Here is a 16343-nt window from a genome sequence, read left to right as displayed (position 1 = left end):
TGCCTTCCTGGCAGCCGCACGCGAAGCTTCGCCGAAGGATTCACCGATTCACCTAACCGTAGGTGAATGTAGTATGTGGACGTGACGTCTACTCCCTTGACCTCGACCAGCGGGGACCACTCCGATCTGCTGAGTGCCGATGTGCCCATGCAGGTGCAGATCTACCGGCAGTTGAGGGCTGAGGTCCTCGACGGCTTGTGGTTCGGCCGGGATGACTTCCCGGGCGAGAAGGACGTCGCCGAGCGGTTCGCGGTCAGTCTCATCACCGCGCGCAACGCGCTGGAGCGGCTGGCCGCCGAGGGCTACGTCGATCGTGGGCGCGGGCGCCGCGGTCGGGCGGTGTTCACTCCGTCCGAGAACAAGCCGCTCGTGGCGCACTTCTTTCCCGCGGTCGCAGGGGTGTGGTCGGCCAAGTACCGGCTGGTGAACTCGGGGGTCGACATCGCGCCCGCCGAGGCGTGCCGGGCCTTCGACATGCCGTCGGGCAGCCGACTGTGGCAGGCCGTGCGCACGGTGCGCCTGAGCCTGGACGGCCTCGCGGTGACGCACAACGTGCAACGGCCCGAACTGGGCGAACGGCATTCTCGACGCGATCTGGGCAGCAAGCCGATGGCCGCGATCCTGCGTGCGGAGGGCGTCGAGGTGGCCAGGGTCCGCCGACGGATTCAGGCGACGACTCCGCCCCCGGTCATCGCGCGCCAGTTGGGGCTGAACCTGGACAGTCCGGTCCTGATGGTGGTGCTGCGGCTCGAGGACGAGCAGGGCCGGACCGTGGAGTGGATGCGCGCGTTCAGCCACCCCGACCGCCCGCTCAGCGAGGAGGTCCTCGACATCGCCACCGGATCTTGGCATTCGACGGACGCGTGACGGGACGGAGGCCGCGCGCCTCCGTCCCGACGATCACGACTCGACCAGGCGGTACCGCGCGGTGATGGTGACGGTGGTGATCTCTTTCATGATGCCGAGCTTGTTCCAGGTCATCCCGAAGTCCTTGCGCGCGATGCCCAGTTCGGTGCTGAGCGTGACGGCGTCCGGTGAGGCGTCGCTGACCTGAGCGGTGACCGCGCAGGCGCGGGGCGTGCCGAGCACGGTGAGTTCGCCCGCGACCTGGAGGGCCGGCCCGTCGCCGAGCGCCGCACCGGTCACGGCGAAGGCGAACGAGGGGTGGTTGGCCACGTCGAAGAAGTCCACGCCGCGCAGGTGTTCGTCACGCTTGGCCACCTTCGTGTCAACCGAGGCGGCATCGACGACCAGCGTGCCGTTCAGCGAGCCGTCCTGAAGCAGGCGGCCCTCGCCCGACACCTCGCGGAACCGGCCCTTGATCGTGAACAGGCCCCAGAACCCGGTGTGCCGGAACGTGACCGAAGTGTGCGCCGGGTCCAGCACCCAGCGTCCTGGGGAGAAATCGCTCACTGACAGCTCGGCCGCCTGGCCCATCGCGGAGTTCGACATGATCGTTTACCTCTCTGAAGAAGCGAAGCTCGGCCCGTAAAGCTAAATCGTATATGAACCATTGATTTGCTGTCGACCGCTCGTTATGCTCCCGATCACGAAGCGAGCGGAGGTTGGGCGCGATGGGGAACAACGATCCGGCGGACAGCAGCGTGTGGATGGAGCTGCTTGGCACGTCCTTCACTCACGGGTGGATCACGGCGGGAGGCGTGCGGACGCGGTATCTCGAAGCGGGTGCGCGGGACGCTCCCGCCGTCGTGCTGGTGCACGGCACTCAGGGGAGCCTGGAGACGTTCTGCCGCAACATCGGTCCCTTGTCCGAGCACTACCGGGTGATCGCGTTCGATCTGGTGGGCTCAGGATTCAGCGGGAAGCCGGACCACGACTACGACATGGGCGTATACGCGGCGCATCTCGGCGCGGTGATGGACGTGCTCGATATCGCCAAGGCGTCGTTCGTGGGCGTCTCGCTGGGGGCCGGTGTGCTGGCCAGGTTCATGGTCGACTTCCCGGGCCGGACCGAGCACGCCGCGCTCATCTCGGCGGTCGGCCTGTCCTTCGACGAGACGATGGTGCAACGGGTCGGGTCCCAGCGCAGCGCGGCCGTGGAGGATCCTACGTGGGAACGGGTGCGCGGAGTCATCCGCAACCTCGTGTTCGACGACGCGTCGGTGATGCCGGACATCGTCGCGGTGCGGCGCCGGGCCTACCTTCTTCCCGACGCGAGATCCGCCGTGCGGCACACCATCGACGGACTCCGCGACCCCGCCCGCAGGCAGGTCAATCTCGTGTCGGCCGAAGAGTGGTCACAGGTTCTGGCCCCGGTGCTGCTGGTGCTGGCCGTGGACACCGAGGACACGTTCTTGGAGACCGGGCGCAGGCTGGCGGAGATCCTCCCGAACGCGACATCCCTCGAGATGAAGCACGTCGGCCACTGGCCCCACCTCGAGGACCCCCGGAGATTCAACGAAGCCGTGATCGAGTTCTTCGACGGCAGGGAAGGGTAGGCGCACGATGCAGACTTCGAATGACTACGTGGTGGGCGGGGTGCGCCTGGAGCGGCCGTTCAGCATCCACCGGCTCGGGCATGTCGGGATCAACGTCCGCGACATCGACGCCTCTCTCGCGTTCTACCGGGACGTGCTGGGGCTGCGGCACACCGACGTGCTGCCCGGTCCACCCGGAGTCGACGGCCCGATCGGCCACTTCACGAGCCTCGGTTCCGACCACCACTCCTTCGTCCTGGTGGACGAGCGTTTCGGCACCTCGGAGGAGGAGCGGGCGCGCGGCGGCATGACGTTCAACCAGATCAGCTTCCAGGTCGGTTCGCTGGCCGAGGTCGTGACCGCGCGGGACTTCTTCGTCGAGCGGGAGAGGAAAATCTTCAAGGTCGGGCGGGACTCGCCGGGCAGCAACTTCGCGGTGTACGCGTTCGATCCCGACGGCTACCGGGTGGAGCTGTTCTACGGGATGGAACAGATCGGCTGGAACCGGCTGAGCAAGCCGCGCGGCATGTCTCCGGGAATGATCGAGGCGCCGGCCCTCCCGTTCCGCGCGGAGATGCAGGAGATCGACGCCTGGCACGCGGACGGCGGCGCAGACCCGCACGGCACGTTCCGCTCCGAGGATGCGATGGAGCCCCGATTCGATGTCGGCGGTGTGCTGCTGCCACGGCCGTTCCGGATCGTCGACCAGGGCCCACTGCTGCTGTTCGTCGCGGACGTGGACGCCTCCACCCGCTACTACCAGCAGATGTACGGGTTCGAGCTGACCGAGGAGACGGAGTTCCGGGGCCGCCGGTGCACCTTCCTCCGGGTGGACACACACCACCACACACTGGCGCTGGTGCCTTCGGCGCTGCGCGCGGAGATCAACGGCGGCAGCCGCTCGACCGTACTGGCATACGGCTTCCGGCTGGGCAGTTACGCACAATTGCGCGACGCGGTCTCGTTCCTGCGCGGCCACGGCATCGCCGTGGAGACCGACGTGCACCGTGAACTGCATCCCGGCATCGAAGAAGCCGCGTACATCACCGACCCCGACGGCAACCGCGCGCTGCTGTACTGCGCGATGGAGCAGATCGGGTGGGACGGGCAGCCGCGCCCGCCGCACACCCGCCGCGAGATCACGGCGGACTGGCCGCAGACCGTGCCCGGCACTTCCGCCACCCACCAGGGGCGGACCTTCCTCGGACCGCTCGGCTGACACGGAAAGCGCGATTGCCCCATGACCACGATCAACGTTCCCGTACTCGTCATCGGCGGCGGCCCGGTCGGGCTCACCTCGTCGGTTCTGCTCTCGGACCTCGGTGTCGACCATCTGCTGGTCGAGCGCCGAGACGCCCCCTCCCCGCTGCCCAAGGCACACGTGCTCAACCAGCGCACCATGGAGATCTTCCGACAGCACGGTCTCGCCGACGCCGTGGCGGAATCCGCAGCCAGGATGCAGAGCATCGGCCGGGTCCGCTACCAGACCTCACTGGCCGGCGACGGCCCCTTCGACGGGCGGCAACTGTTTCAGATCGACGCGTTCGGCGGCGGAGAGCTCCACGACCGGTACGCCGTCGACAGCCCGGAGCTCAGCTACAACCTTCCGCAGTCCCGGTTGGAGCCGATCCTCAAACAGCACGCCGAGGATCGCGGCCCGGGTCGGATCCTGTTCGCCCACGAACTCGTATCCGTGACAGACCACGGTGACGAGGTGGTCGCCGTGGTGCGCAACGGGCAGACCGGTCAGCAGTTCACGATGCACGCGGACTACGTCATTGCCGCCGACGGGGGCCGGACGGTCGGGCCCGGCCTCGGCGTGGACATGGAGGGCCGCAGCGGGCTGATCGACATTCTCAGCACTCATTTCAGCGCCGATCTCTCGCGCTGGTGGCCCGACGACACCCTGATGACCTGGTTTCTCGACCCACTGCGCGCCGACGCCTACAGCAGCGGCTGCCTCGTTGCCGTGGGCCCGACCTGGGGTGCCGGCTCGGAGGAATGGAATCTCCATGTGGCTGTTCCGGCCGGATCGGACCCGGGCGCCGGCGAGGACGCGATGGCCGCGCACATACGCGAACTTCTGCACCTGCCGGAACTCGAGCCGACCATCCACCGGGTCAATCGGTGGTCGATCGAGTCGGTCGTCGCCGAGCGCTACCGGGTCGGCCGCATCCTGCTGGCCGGGGACGCCGCGCACCGGCACTCGCCGGCCACCGGGCTCGGACTGAACACCGGCGTCCAAGACGCGCACAACCTCGCATGGAAACTGGCGGCCGTGCTGGGCGGGCAGGCCTCCGACACGCTGCTGGACAGCTACGAGAGCGAACGGCGCCCGGCAGGCCTGCGCAACGTGCAGTGGGCGACCTTCGCCGCCATGAACCACGACGTGCTGCTTCCGGCGATGGGACTCACCGCCTCGATGCCGACGCAGCTGCGCGCCGCGGTCATCGCACAGTACTTCGAGGACTCGCCGATCGGCGCGAGTCGCCGTGCCCGCGCCGCGGAGATCTTCCGGACTCAGCGGATCACGTATCACGCCCACAACCTCGAACTCGGCTTCGCCTACCCTGCCGGGGCATTCGTGCCCGACGGCACCCCTGCCCCGGTCGCCGATCCCATGGGTAGCACCTACCTCCCGACCAGCCGTCCCGGCCATCGCCTGCCGCACGCCTGGCTCGAGCGAGACGGCGAACGGCTCTCCACCCACGACCTGACCGGACCGAGCTCCCGATTCGTGCTGCTCGTCGGCCCCGACGGAAATGCCTGGCGCAGCGCAGCCGAGCAGCTGGCACACAAGTACGCGGTGGCCATCGAAACAGTCCAACTCGGCCACGGCGGATGGACCGATCCCGATGGCCGCTGGACTGCGCTCGCCGAGGTGGACCCTGCCGGTGCCATCCTCGTGCGCCCCGACAACCACGTCGCCTGGCGCTCCCGTACCGACTCCGACTCCGAGGGCCTGTCGCGCGCCGTCGAGAGCGTGCTGCGCGGACCGACCCGCTCAGAAGAAAGGCATGACGGCAATGAAGCCTTTGGAGATTGACCGCACAGCCATCATCGCGATCCATCTGCAACACGACATGATCGGACCAGACAGTGCCGGGGCGGCCGTCTTCGGACCCGAACTCGAGCGCACGGGTGTGCTGCGCACCGTCGCTCGGATTCTCGAGCGCGCCCGCAAGGCCGGAGTCCAGGTCGTCTACACCCGGATCGCATTCCAGCCCGGGTTTCCCGACCTCGTTGACAACTCACCGCTGATGCGCAACGTCGTGCAGTTCGGCCTGCACGTCGAAGGCACCCCGGGCGCCGAGATCACCGACGAGTTCGAGCCGCAGACCGACGATCTCGTGGTGACCAACCAGCGCCTGACCGGGTTCGCCGGAAGCGAGCTCGACACGTGGCTGCGCGCGGCCGGGATCGACACGCTCGTTTTCACCGGCGTGGCCACCAACCTGTCCGTCGAGGGAACCGCCCGAGCAGCCGTCGATCTCGGCTACCGCACCGTCATCGTCGCCGACGCGTGCGCGACCAACTCGCAGGCGGCGCATGACGCCTCGCTGGCGACGATGGCGTTGCTCGCGGACATCACGACCGCCGACGAGTTGCTCGAGGCCATGCCATGAAGCTCGCATCGGTCCGGATCGACGGTGTCGTGCGCCTCGGCGTGATCCGCGACGACACGACCGTCGCCCTGCCTGAGGTTGCGGACACTGTCGACGACGTCGTGCGCGGCGGGCCGCAAGCGCTCGACGCGGTGCGCGCGCACCTCGCTACCGCGGCGATTCGGCCTCTGGCGGAAGTCGAGCTCGACCGGCCGCTGCGCCGCTTCAATCGCGACATCCTCTGCACGGGCTGGAACTACTGGGAACACTTCGAGGAGTCCCGCGGACAGCGAGCGGGCCAAGACCCGATCGAAAGACCGCGGCACCCGACGTTCTTCACCAAGGGCCCCAGCACCGTCATCGGTCCCTTCGACGTGATCGCATACGACGCCGGGCTTTCGCTCCAGTGGGACTACGAAGCCGAACTCGCGCTCGTCATCGGGAAAGACGGCCGCGACCTCGCCGAGAAGGAGGCCCTGGAGCACGTGTTCGGTTACTGCGTGGCGAACGACGTCTCCTTGCGCGATGTACAGCGCGCTCATGGAGGACAGTGGCTCAAAGGGAAGAGCATTGACGGCACGATGCCCCTCGGCCCGTGGATCACCACTGCCGACGAGGTCGGCGATCCGGCCCTGCTACGGGTCCAATGCGAGGTCAACGGCCGACTGCTGCAAGACGCGCCCACCGAGCTGATGGCCTTCTCGATTCCGCGGCTGCTGAGCGAACTCAGCCGCGGCATGACGCTGCACGCCGGAGACGTCGTGCTGACCGGCACTCCGGCCGGTATCGGCAGCGCGCGTAGCCCGCAACTCTTCCTGCGCCCTGGTGACCTGGTGACCACGCGAGTCAGCCGCGTCGGCGAGTTGCGAAACCGGGTGGCGCCTGGCTGAGGTGTCTGCGCGCCCCGCTGGAGCTGACCAGCCCTGGCGAGGCGCACATGACGCACCCGGTCTTCACTGGCCAGGGACGGGCACGGGCACTACCCCTCCCCGCCGATCGAGATCGAGCCCGGCGAGCGCACCGGTGCGTACCGGAGGGGTGGGGCCTCGACGAGCTCGGCCGACATCCGCCACGGTCACATCTGTTCGAACCTTTTGTTCAGAAAGAGAAGACCATGGCCTACCTGCTCCACATCGACTCATCCTCTGTCGGCGCTACGTCCGTCTCCCGCCAGGTGGCTCAGTTCTTCCGCGACGACTTCGGCGGCCCGGTCGTCACCTGTCCCGTACGGCGGCGAACACACCGCCGTCGACGAGGATGTCGATGCCGTTCACGAAGCTCGCCTCGTCCGACAGCAGGAACGCGACGACGGACGCCACCTCCTCGGACCGCCCGGTCCGGCCGAGCGGCGTCGCCTCGATCAGCCTCTGCATCGAGGTCTGCTTGGCCGCCTCCTGCCGTCCTTGAGGGGTGTCGATGATGCCCGGCGCGAGGGAACACACCCGCGCTCCGACCGGGCCGAGCCGCACCGCCTCCTTGCGGGCGAACCGGGCCACGCCGTGTTTGGCCCACGGGTACGCCAGCGTGGACTGCTCGATGTCCGGGCCGACCGCCTCCCGGATGCGGTCGAGGAAGTCCTCGTGGAGCGGGTCGTCCAGGATCGCGCCGACGGCTGCATCGGGCTCGACGCGGGCGAGCAGGGGAGACATGGAGGAGAAGTACACGTGCGCGGTGCCCTCGGTGGCCAGCGGGCGCAGCGCTTCGGCGAGCAGCGCGGTGCCGATGAGATCGACCTCGAAGATCCGGCGCCAGTCGGCCATGCTGGGCGAGATACCGGCCGCGTGGGCGACGGCTCGCAGTGTGCCGGCCCGCGCGACCCGGTCGGCGAGCCGCGCCAGTCCGGCTCGGTCGGTGACATCGAGGCCGAACGCCTCAGACGAGGCCCGGTGGCCCGCATCGTTCAGGCTCTTCGCGACGGCCGCCGCCGCGTCCTCATCCCGGTCGACGAGCAGCAGCACGTCCACTGTGTCGGCGAGCCGCCGCGCGCACGCCTCTCCCATCCCGCGTCCGGCGCCGGTGGCTATTCCTACGGTCGTCATCTTGCCTGCTCCTAGGTGAAAGGGGTGAAGGGGTGTCCCGTGAATTCGGTGACTGCGGTGAGAGTGATCGCGGTGAGTACTGCGGGGCCTACCGGGCCCAACTCTGCTCCAGCGAGGGCTGCGCGGCCCTGCTGACCAGCTCGACCCGGAACCCGGTCGCTCCGCCGCTGCGCAGGAACGCGAAGAACAGCCCGCCGTCCGGACCCTTGCGGGTCGCCTCGGTCACATAGCCGTGCCGTTCGAGCTCGGCGGTGTCGGCCGCGACGTCGTCGGACCAGTAGCCGAAGTGGTGGATGCCGGAACCGGGCGTCGGCTCCCACAGGGTCCCGGGGACGCGCTGGACGATCTCCAGCCGGGGCGCCGGGCTCGCCGACCGCGCGTAGGCGCAACGGAAGTCGATGACCGCGTCGCCTGGTGGACAGGCCGACCTCGGCGGGTCCGCCCATGTCGTCGCACCAGTCGAAGCCGAACAGCTTCGAGAGCTGCTCCTTCGCGGCCTCGAAGTCCTGGGCGACGATGCCCACATGGAACTGGTCCGTGGGACGCAGAATGCCGGCCATGGTGCCTCCTCTCTGTCGGGCGGTGCGTGCCCCACAGGCAAGCGAGGAGGCCTGACACGATCCGGACGGCCGGCGGACATTTTCCGGACGTGAGGGCCGTCACACGCGATGGCGGGTCTCAGTCCAGGTGGCGGCGGGCCTCAGTCGTGGGCTCGGCCGAACCAGTAACCGAACCCGCGGCTCGTGTGGATCAGCGGAGTCTCCCCCTGGTCGACCTTCCGCCGCAGCCGGGACACCAGCTTCTCGATGGCCTCGGAGGCCCGGAAGTCGCCCCAGACCTGCTGGCTGATCTGCTCCTTCGACACCACGCACTCCGCCTTGTCGAGCAGGTGTGACAGCAGCCGGTACTCGGCAGGGGTCAGGCCCAGCGGCCGGGAGCCACGCCGGGCCCGGCGTGTCGCGTCGTCCAGCACCAAGGTCGCCGTAGACGGATGCCGCCGTCCCGCGCAGGGGTCGCCTGCCACGCAGCAGAAGCTCGACGCGGGCCAGGACCTCGGTGGTCCGGCTGGGCTTGGTGACGTAGTCCTCCGTGCGTCTGCCGAGCCCCGGAAGCAACGTGTGGAGGTATTCGCAGGTGATCAGGAAGAGCAGCGGCGGCACCTCGGCGGCGGCGAGCAGGGATCGCCTCGCGAGCTGGTCGAGGTCGGGCAGCGTGGCGTCCAAGACCACCAGGTCGAATCGGGTCCGCGCGATCTTGGCGACCCCTGCGGCACCGCTGCTCGCCGTGTCGGCCACGCGGTAGCCAGCCAGTCGGAATGCCGTGGCGAGCAGATCGATCTCACCCGCGTCGTCCGCGACGATCAGAATCTCGTGTCCGTCACGAGCACGGGACGAGGGCCCGCGCTGCTTCGCCGCTTCCTGGACGCTGCACCGGAAGCGGCGGCGACCTGCGCCCATGCAGGTGAGGCATAGCTTCAACCGGAGCGGCATTTCCGCCTGCCGCCTTGCTGTCCTTACGGTCGACGGCGGAGGGATGTGGAGCGGCCGGACCACCCGGCGCCCCAGGATGGCCCCTCCTCCTGCCCAGACCAAGGAGCCCCGGCACCATGGGATCGCCCTCACCCCTTCTCCCCCCGCCACGGCGGCTCGGTCATGGTGGTGGGTGGCCCCACCACTCTCCTCGGCCTCGGCGGCGTGCTCATAGTCTCCGACCCGACCTTCGATGCCCGGGGCTCGTACGGCTACCTGACCAAGACCGAGGACCTGGCGCTCACCGAGGACAGGCTCGCGGACGCCAACCTGGTCCTGGTCAGATCGTGGCCGTACCTTCGCCCCGGTCCACCTCGCTGCTGCTCACCACGACAAGTGGCGCCGAGCGTCTCGACCCCCCGGCGAAGGGCCTGACGGCCTGGGACCACCACAACCTCAGGCGCCCGGACGGCGGCGAGCTGGCCGTCAGCGCCGTGGCGGCTGTCCACAGCCCCGAGGACGGCGAGCGCGACCCGGATGGCGAGGTCAACGGCGCCCGCCGCGGCCGTGGCGATGCTCGGTGCCCCCGTCAACGCCCCCGCCCACTCCAGGGAGCCGGGCCCACTTCACCGAAGGCCGCGAAACCATCGAGCACGCTCGCGACGACACGGGCTTCACCCCCCCGTCCTGGCCATCGCGGACCGACCTCAAGCCCTGATCCGCACCAGCACCGAAGGAGTTCCCCATGCCTCTGGCACGCATCGACCTGATCCGCGGCCGCAGCCCCGAGAACATCCGGGCCATCGCCGACGCCGTACAGCAGTCCCTCATCGACGTCCTGAAAGTCCCCGAGCGCGACCGGTTCCAGATCATCACCCAGCACGACCCCGACGAGATCATCGCCCTCGACGCCGGACTCGGATTCCAGCGCAGCAGCACCGGCACCGTCATCGTCCACATCTTCACCCAGCGCGGCCGCGCCACCGGCGACAAGCAGCACCTCTACAAGACGCTCGCCACGCAGCTCGCCGAAGCCGGCGTCGACGGCAAGGACCTGTTCATCAGCTACTTCGAGAACGGCCACGACGACTGGTCCTTCGCCGACGGCCGCGCCCAGTACGTCGAGGGCGACCTCCCCGTACCCGGCCGCTGACCACGCCCGACCCACGCCGCGCGCGGCCACTCACCCGAAGGGGAAGACCGCGCGCGGTGGCACTTCTGCTCCACCACGGCCGAACGGCCGCAACCGTCGTCCCACCCGTAGGAGCACCGTCATGGAACTCGTTCCCAGCAACTCCCTCAAGACCGCCACTCCCCAGGAGGGCCGCGAGCTCGCCATAAAAATGGCGCGCCTCGCCATCAAGGCGACTCAGCCCGACGCCGAGGCCCGCGAGCGACTGCGCCCGGTCTACGCGGAGAACCCCGACTCCCTCATCGCCATAGGCCAGGTGATCGCCACCGAGTTCGCCACCATCGCCGCCGCCAACGACTACTGGCGCTGACCCACCCGATCCGGCACGTTCCTCCCGCCACGGGGGTGGCGAACACGAAGCGACGTCCAGGAGAGCCGACGCCCCTCTCTTTCCCTCTCGTATCGAGGAGTTCGTCATGCCCACGAGATCCGCCGTCGTCGGATCGTCCGTCGGACTGCACGCCCGCACCGCCGAACTCATCGAGAAGGACCTGGACACCGAGTAGAAACGAGCGCCTGCGCCGTGCCAACTTCCCCCCGAACCGACACCTCTGACAACACCCGACGCACGCCCATGCTCGAGAAGGGTTTCGGCCTCGACCAGAGGTTGCGGCCCGATGACATGACGTCTTTCCTCACACCGGAGGCCGATCTGTTCTCCGTCTGGCATCTGGGCATCCCCGATGCCGACACGAGCGCCTGGACCCTGATGATCGGCGGCGCGGTCACCCACCAGCTGACCTTTTCGCTCGACGACTTGAGGGCTCTGCCTCAAACGGAGATCATCTCGGTGCACGAATGCGCCGGCAGCCCACTCCTACCGGCGATCCCCCAGCGTCGGATGGGAAACGTCCGCTGGGGCGGTGTCCGGCTCAGCGATCTGCTGGACTTGGCCGGCGTGGAGGAGGGCGCGGCCTACGTCATCTCCACCGGCATCGACGAGGGTGTGTACGACCGCACGTACCACGAGCGCTACGAAAAAGATCTCCCGCTGCACAAGGCCCTGGACGGGACCGCGCTCGTCGCCCTGACCGTAAACGGAGCTGCGCTGCCCGTGCTGCGTGGCGGACCCGTCCGCCTGGTGGTCCCCGGCTACTACGGAACCAACTCGACCAAGTGGCTGACGTCACTCACTCTGTCCCACCGCCGCAGTACGGGTGCCTTCACCACCAAGTACTACATGGACCCGCCGGAAGACGGCTCCACAGAGGCCACGCCTGTCTGGGAGCTGGCCCCCAACTCATGCCTGGTCGCTCCGGTGGACGGAGACGTCCATGTCGGCAAGCCCGTCGACATCTGGGGGTGGGCCTGGGCGTCCGAACCCGTCACGGGGGTCGACGTGAGCGTCGACGGAGGCCACACATGGGCACCGGCCGAGCTCGCGCCCCGCATCGGGCACGGCTGGCAGAAGTTCACCCTTTCCTGGACGCCTCCCTCGGTCGGCGAACACATCCTGGCCTGCCGCGCCACCACGGGTTCAGGCGCGACACAACCCTCCACCCCGCGCCGCAACCGCATCCACCAGCGCCTCGTCTTCGTCACGCAGGAGCGCCCATGAGCACCGTCACCGTCGCTGCCGCCCACCTCGAACCCGTCCTCCTGGACAAGCGCGAGACCGTACGCAAAGCAGTCGACGCGATCAGCGAGGCCGCCCGCAACGGTGCCCGGCTCATCGCCTTCCCCGAGTCCTTCGTCCCGGGCTTCCCCGTCTGGACGGCACTGCGCGCTCCGATCCACAACCATCACCTCTTCACGGCCTTCGTGGGGAACTCCGTCTACATCGACGGCCCCGAGGTCGCGGAGATCCGCCGGGCCGCCAGTCGCCACGACATCCTCGTGTCGATCGGCATCAGCGAGCGCAACCCCGCGAGCCTGGGGAGTGTCTGGAACTCCAATGTGCTCATCGCGGCCGACGGAACCGTCCTCAACCACCACCGCAAGATCGTTCCGACCTTCTACGAGAAGCTCGTGTGGACGCCGGGAGACGGCAGCGGACTCAGGGTCGTCCCGACTCCTCTGGGTCGTCTGGGAGCACTGATCTGCGGCGAGAACACCAATCCCCTGGCCCGCTACACGCTGATGGCCGAAGCCGAACAAGTGCACGTCTCGACGTACCCGCCGCTGTGGCCGACGCGCGATCCCGCCTCCTCCGGCAAGAACTACGACCTGGAGAACGCGATCCGCATCCGCGCCGGTGCTCACTCCTTCGAGGCCAAGGTATTCAACGTCGTCGTCTCGTCCGTCTTCGGCGCACAGTCGGCGCAGACGCTCAGCGCCCTGGGCGAGGATGCCGCCCGGGTCATCGAGGGCAGCGCCAGGGGTGTGTCACTGGTCATCGATCCCTTCGGCGACGTGATCAGCGACGTCATACGCGACGAGGGTCTGCTGTACTGCGACTTCGACCCGGACGACATACTCGAACCCAAGCAGTTCCACGATCTGTCGGGCTCGTACAACCGCTTCGACATCTTCGACCTGCGAGTGAACCGGGCGCGTCGGGAACCCGTGACGTTCGTCAACGACGTGCCCTTCGAGGCCCGCGACAGCGCGCCCGCTGCGGCGCACCCCCACCCGGAACCCGCCGCCGGCCCTGTCGAAAGCCGCAAGTGATTCCCATGACCTCTCTCTTCCCGTCGCTTACCGATCGCTCCGACGCCCCCGCGCTGACGTTCGGTACCCATACGCTGAGTTATACGGACCTGGCTTCTGCTTCCCAGGCGCTGGCTGACCGGATCGCTCAAGCGACCGACTCCCGGGGCCGGGTCGCGGTGTGGGCCACCTCCACCATCGAGACAGCCGTCGCCATCGTGGCCGCGCTGCAGGCCGGCATCCCCGCTGTGCTGCTCAACCCGAAATCGGGTGAACGTGAGCTCGCCCATATAGCCACCGACAGCGCCCCCGCGCTGATCATGGCAGCACCCGGCACTGAACTGCCCTCCGCCCTGGCCTCGTTGGAGCGGATAGACATCGAAGTGGATGTGACGCTTCGATCGACGGCCCTGTCCGAGGTGGGACCCGACACGGCGGCCCTCGTGATCTACACGTCCGGCACCACCGGCCCGCCCAAGGGCGTCGTCCTCTCCCGGCGCGCCATCACCAGCAATCTGGACGCGCTGGCCGACGCCTGGCAGTGGACCGCGGACGACGTACTCGTCCACGCTCTGCCTCTCTTCCATGTACACGGGTTGATTCTCGGAATCCTGGGCCCGCTGCGACGCGGCGGTTCGGTACGCCACCTCGGGCGGTTCACCACGGAGAGCGTGGCTCACGAACTGAACACCGGCTCCACCATGTTCTTCGGTGTCCCGACCATGTACCACCGCATCGCCGAGGCCCTGCCGACCGACCCGGACCTGAGAAAAGCCCTCGCCGGAGCCCGCCTCCTGGTCTCGGGGTCGGCCGCCCTGCCCGTGCACGACCACGAGAGGATCGCCTCAGCGACCGGTCGGCGCGTCATCGAGCGCTACGGCATGACCGAGACCCTGATGAACACCAGCGTGCGGACGGACGGGCCACCCCGAACCGGCACGGTCGGCACACCGCTGCCCGGTGTAGAGGTGCGGCTGGTCGACGAGGCGGGCGAGGCGAGCACGGCGTACGACGGCGAAACGGTGGGCGAACTGCAAGTCCGTGGGCCCAACCTGTTCGACGAGTATCTGAACCGTCCGGAGTCGACGGCCGCGGCCTTCGCCCCCGACGGTTGGTTCCGTACCGGCGACATGGCCGTCAGGCACTCCGACGGTTCCGTCCGCATCGTCGGCCGGAAGACGACCGACCTCATCAAGAGCGGCGGCTACAAGATCGGCGCGGGCGAGATCGAGAACGTCCTGCTGGAGCACCCGGGAGTGCGCGAGGCGGCCGTGACGGGTGAGCCCGACGAAGACCTCGGTGAACGCATCGTGGCGTGGATCGTCCCGCGGACACCCGCCGATCCGCCGGAGCCGGAGGCCCTCGCCGCGCACGTGGCAGCACAGTTGGCACCGCACAAACGCCCCCGAGAAGTGCGGTTCCTGCCCCGGCTGCCCCGCAACGACATGGGCAAGATCCTGAAGCGGGAACTTCGTGGCTGAGCGTGTGACGGCCAGGAAGGCCATTGCTCTCGTCGCGGACTCGTTCACCGCACTCCCCGCGCCCGACAGAGCGCACACGAGTGACGGCCCGCTCGCCTGGGCCGGATACGACGCCGCGCTGGCCCGCGCGGTGGAGCGTTCCGGGGAACGTGAGTCCGTCGTGTGCGGAACTGCGCGGCTCGGCGGTGTCGAGGTCGTACTGATCGCCTTCGAGTTCGGCTTCCTGGGCGGCTCACTGGGTGAGCGGACGGGTGACCGGCTGGAAGCCGCGTACGCGACGTCCCGTGAACGGCGGCTCCCTCTCGTGTCATTGATCGCCACAGGCGGAAGCCGGATGCAGGAAGGCATGCGCGCGCTGGTCCAACTCCAGCGCGTGGCCCGGCAGTCGGCGCTCACGCGCGCGGCGGGGCTGCCCCAGATCGCCGTGCTGCTGGATCCCACCACCGGTGGTGGTTGGGCAACTCTCGGCGCGGGCGCCGACGTCGTCATCGCCATGTCGGGCGCCCAGGTCGGCTTCGCGGGTTCACGGGTCCGGCCGGCGGGCGCCGACCCGGCCGCGTACACGGCGGAAAGCCAATTCGCCTGGGGGCACGTGGATGTGGTCGTGACGCAGGAGGGGCTTCCGGAGTCAGCGGCCAGGTGGGTCAGCCTGCTTGCCCCTCACCATTCCCATCGCCCCGTCCACCCTGCCGAGCCACCCGAGGGCCTCACTCACGCCTCCCTCCCGGAAACCGGCTGGGATGCCGTACACGCGGCCCGCGACCCCGCTCGCCCTCGCGCGCAGGCGTACCTCGACGCCTACTTCACGCACCGTGTCACGATCAGCGGCGACCGGTGCGGCGGCATCGACCACGGCATGCTGTGCGGGTTCGGCAGTGCCCGTCGGGACGGCCGTACCATCGCGTTCGCTGCCCAGAACGGCACCGCGACCGGTCCCGCCGGCTTCCGTACTGCCACCCGACTCATCAAGCTCGCCGACCGGCTCTCCCTTCCGGTGCTCACGCTGGTCGACACCCCCGGTGCGGCCAGTGACGCCGAAGCAGAGCGGACCGGAGCGGGAGCCGCCATCGCCGAGTTGTTCGCGACGGTGGCGAGCGCACAGGTGCCGGTGACCACCCTCGTGATCGGCGAGGGCGGTTCCGGAGGCGCCCTCGCCCTGGCAGCTGCCGGCAACACCTGGGTCACCGCAGACAGCTACTTCTCCGTGATCGTTCCCGAACTCGCCGCAGCGATCTTGAAACGCCCTGCGCATCAGGCGTCTTCACTCTCAGACCAGCTCCGGCTTCGTCCGCAGGACATGGTCGCGCTGGGGGTGGCGCGCGGCATCGTACGCGCGCAGCCGGAAACCTGACGCCTCCGTCAGGATGCGCCGGCGGGCATCAGAAGGCATGTCGCCTTTGGGGCTTGCCGCGATACGACGCTCCTCGAATGCATGGCCGCGAGAAGCTGAGCGAGAACGCCCGACGGCGGCCTGGCGGCAGGACGGCTGGCCGGACCGTCCACGAGTCAAGGCTGGGGCGATCCGTGGCG

At 68.8% G+C, this 16343-nt stretch carries 17 protein-coding genes and 1 pseudogene; 13 read left to right on the top strand and 5 right to left on the bottom strand.

The genetic code is table 11. The features are described from left to right. The first annotated feature begins 81 nt into the window (after window positions 1-81). Complete coding sequence (locus ACIQVL_RS10575) at window positions 82-867, top strand: GntR family transcriptional regulator (RefSeq protein WP_403475056.1); 786 nt, start codon at window positions 82-84, stop codon at window positions 865-867. 33 nt (window positions 868-900) lie between these two features. On the opposite strand, the gene ACIQVL_RS10570 is transcribed toward ACIQVL_RS10575, so the two are convergent. Next, a complete protein-coding gene (locus ACIQVL_RS10570) occupies window positions 901-1452 on the bottom strand; it encodes a YceI family protein (RefSeq protein ID WP_403475055.1) in 552 nt (183 codons plus the stop codon). A 257-nt stretch (window positions 1453-1709) separates the two neighbouring features. On the opposite strand from ACIQVL_RS10570, the gene ACIQVL_RS10565 reads away from it, so the two are divergent. The 5 genes from ACIQVL_RS10565 to ACIQVL_RS10545 are packed head-to-tail and all read left to right on the top strand — an operon-like array spanning window position 1710 to window position 6933. Then, window positions 1710-2459 carry an alpha/beta fold hydrolase gene (locus tag ACIQVL_RS10565; RefSeq protein ID WP_403475054.1) on the top strand — a complete coding sequence of 250 codons (750 nt, stop codon included), beginning with the start codon at window positions 1710-1712 and terminating at the stop codon, window positions 2457-2459. Window positions 2460-2466: 7 nt separating this feature from the next. Further along, window positions 2467-3657 carry a VOC family protein gene (locus tag ACIQVL_RS10560; RefSeq protein WP_403475053.1) on the top strand — a complete coding sequence of 397 codons (1191 nt, stop codon included), beginning with the start codon at window positions 2467-2469 and terminating at the stop codon, window positions 3655-3657. A gap of 21 nt (window positions 3658-3678) precedes the next feature. After that, window positions 3679-5484 carry an FAD-dependent monooxygenase gene (locus ACIQVL_RS10555; protein WP_403475052.1) on the top strand — a complete coding sequence of 602 codons (1806 nt, stop codon included), beginning with the start codon at window positions 3679-3681 and terminating at the stop codon, window positions 5482-5484. Next, window positions 5456-6064 (top strand): cysteine hydrolase family protein, encoded by a 609-nt coding sequence (locus ACIQVL_RS10550; RefSeq protein ID WP_403475051.1) that lies wholly within the window; start codon window positions 5456-5458, stop codon window positions 6062-6064. Before ACIQVL_RS10555 ends, ACIQVL_RS10550 begins: the two co-directional genes overlap by 29 nt. Further along, window positions 6061-6933: a fumarylacetoacetate hydrolase family protein gene (locus tag ACIQVL_RS10545; RefSeq protein WP_403475050.1), complete on the top strand. Its 873-nt coding sequence runs from the start codon at window positions 6061-6063 to the stop codon at window positions 6931-6933. Before ACIQVL_RS10550 ends, ACIQVL_RS10545 begins: the two co-directional genes overlap by 4 nt. A 324-nt stretch (window positions 6934-7257) precedes the next feature. On the opposite strand, the gene ACIQVL_RS10540 is transcribed toward ACIQVL_RS10545, so the two are convergent. The 4 genes and pseudogenes from ACIQVL_RS10540 to ACIQVL_RS10525 all read right to left on the bottom strand — a co-directional run. Beyond that, entirely contained in the window at window positions 7258-8082 is an 825-nt protein-coding gene (locus tag ACIQVL_RS10540; protein WP_403475049.1) for an SDR family oxidoreductase, read from the bottom strand. 88 nt (window positions 8083-8170) lie between these two features. Beyond that, window positions 8171-8608: a VOC family protein gene (locus tag ACIQVL_RS10535; protein WP_403475048.1), complete on the bottom strand. Its 438-nt coding sequence runs from the start codon at window positions 8606-8608 to the stop codon at window positions 8171-8173. Between the two features lie 174 nt (window positions 8609-8782). Then, window positions 8783-9106: a winged helix-turn-helix domain-containing protein gene (locus tag ACIQVL_RS10530; protein WP_403475047.1), complete on the bottom strand. Its 324-nt coding sequence runs from the start codon at window positions 9104-9106 to the stop codon at window positions 8783-8785. A gap of 73 nt (window positions 9107-9179) precedes the next feature. Further along, a pseudogene (locus ACIQVL_RS10525) lies at window positions 9180-9539 on the bottom strand (response regulator); the annotation flags it as partial. Window positions 9540-9734: 195 nt separating this feature from the next. Here ACIQVL_RS10525 and ACIQVL_RS10520 point away from each other — a divergent pair. From ACIQVL_RS10520 to ACIQVL_RS10490, 7 genes are all read left to right on the top strand, one after another. Then, a complete protein-coding gene (locus ACIQVL_RS10520; protein WP_403475046.1) occupies window positions 9735-9986 on the top strand; it encodes a hypothetical protein in 252 nt (83 codons plus the stop codon). Window positions 9987-10296: 310 nt separating this feature from the next. After that, entirely contained in the window at window positions 10297-10704 is a 408-nt protein-coding gene (locus tag ACIQVL_RS10515) for a tautomerase family protein (protein WP_403475045.1), read from the top strand. 121 nt (window positions 10705-10825) lie between these two features. Further along, window positions 10826-11053 (top strand): hexameric tyrosine-coordinated heme protein, encoded by a 228-nt coding sequence (locus ACIQVL_RS10510; protein WP_403475044.1) that lies wholly within the window; start codon window positions 10826-10828, stop codon window positions 11051-11053. Between the two features lie 213 nt (window positions 11054-11266). Further along, window positions 11267-12301: a molybdopterin-dependent oxidoreductase gene (locus tag ACIQVL_RS10505; RefSeq protein WP_403475043.1), complete on the top strand. Its 1035-nt coding sequence runs from the start codon at window positions 11267-11269 to the stop codon at window positions 12299-12301. Next, window positions 12298-13353, top strand: coding sequence for a carbon-nitrogen hydrolase family protein (locus ACIQVL_RS10500; protein ID WP_403475042.1), 1056 nt, complete (start codon window positions 12298-12300; stop codon window positions 13351-13353). The genes ACIQVL_RS10505 and ACIQVL_RS10500 overlap by 4 nt, the downstream gene beginning before the upstream one ends. A gap of 5 nt (window positions 13354-13358) precedes the next feature. Beyond that, entirely contained in the window at window positions 13359-14813 is a 1455-nt protein-coding gene (locus ACIQVL_RS10495; protein WP_403475041.1) for an acyl-CoA synthetase, read from the top strand. Continuing rightward, window positions 14806-16164, top strand: coding sequence for a carboxyl transferase domain-containing protein (locus ACIQVL_RS10490; protein WP_403475040.1), 1359 nt, complete (start codon window positions 14806-14808; stop codon window positions 16162-16164). The genes ACIQVL_RS10495 and ACIQVL_RS10490 overlap by 8 nt, the downstream gene beginning before the upstream one ends. Window positions 16165-16343 lie beyond the last annotated feature (179 nt).

Origin of the sequence: Streptomyces sp. NPDC090499, from assembly GCF_044769305.1 — a bacterium.
GTDB lineage: Bacteria > Actinomycetota > Actinomycetes > Streptomycetales > Streptomycetaceae > Streptomyces.
The sequence above is the reverse complement of the archived record's forward strand: the minus strand, read 5'-3'. Positions and strand labels throughout refer to the sequence as shown.